Raw genomic sequence first — 945 nt, forward strand, 5'->3', positions numbered from 1 at the left:
TTTGCCGTCAGCCGCCTATTCACCGGTGCAAAGCGTCAATCCGCCAGACGCACCATGGGAGCAAAGCTTGGGGGCATCGATCTTCGGCACCCCACAGTACACGCTGCCTGTGGACGACTTGGGAGGATTTGTCCCTCCGAGCTGGCGACACGGCAATCAACCGGTACCAGATGACCTTCTGCCTGCAATGTACTTGTATGACTTGCTGCCGAGCGCGGACAAACCCACCAACTTCAGTATCCATGGTGTGCCCTACACGGCCACTCTGGGGCCATCAGGCATGCAGAGCGACATTTACCTTTTCCTGCAATAGGGTGGACCGACTTGTTCATCACGCAACGATCATTCGAAATGAACGTTGAAAGCTATCGACGACGTTCCGCCATGGGGGTCAAACGCCGGCGCGGCAGGCCAGCCTCATTCGCGACAATCAAAGGCACCGCACGGTTAGTCGCGGAGCGGCAATCAGACCCACGATGAAGCTCTTGCCAGCGACAATCAACATGATAACTTCATCCCGACCGCGACATGAGAATCTCATCCAGATTGTCGCGCGCGTCTCATCCTGATCGCCGCCCCATAGGTCGCATAACTATCAGGCGCGCAACGGGTTCTGTCAGCAGCTACACCGCAATGGTTCCGTTGCCTGAGGCGGCGAAATCAGAAAGGCCGGCGGAAAGATTGGTTGGAACCGGAAATGCTGACGGCACCCTTCACGCTGCATGTTCCACACATCACCCGAAACTGCTTAAATGAAGGCCAATTTTAGCGGGCTCCGCATGGCAAGCGGCAAGCTGGCGAGCCTCTCAAGCCATGTGCCGGCCTGATGGTCGAGTGCAGACGATTGTCGGCAAGCCGTCGCATATAGTGTTCAGCCATGCCTTGAGGGCATGATTGGATCTGGCTTTAGCATGCTTGGCGGCGGTCGGCAGGCATTAGGATCGA

Annotated in this window: 2 pseudogenes; both read left to right on the plus strand. The window is 56.9% G+C overall.

Annotated elements, in window-relative coordinates:
- A pseudogene (locus C4N04_RS32030) lies at positions 1-313 on the plus strand (hypothetical protein); the annotation flags it as partial.
- 1 nt (position 314) lies between these two features.
- Positions 315-532 (plus strand): annotated as a pseudogene (locus tag C4N04_RS31425) (hypothetical protein); the annotation flags it as partial.
- Positions 533-945: the final 413 nt, after the last annotated feature.

Source organism: Rhizobium sp. H4 (assembly GCF_003013335.1).
Classification (GTDB): Bacteria; Pseudomonadota; Alphaproteobacteria; order Rhizobiales; family Rhizobiaceae; genus Rhizobium; species Rhizobium sophoriradicis.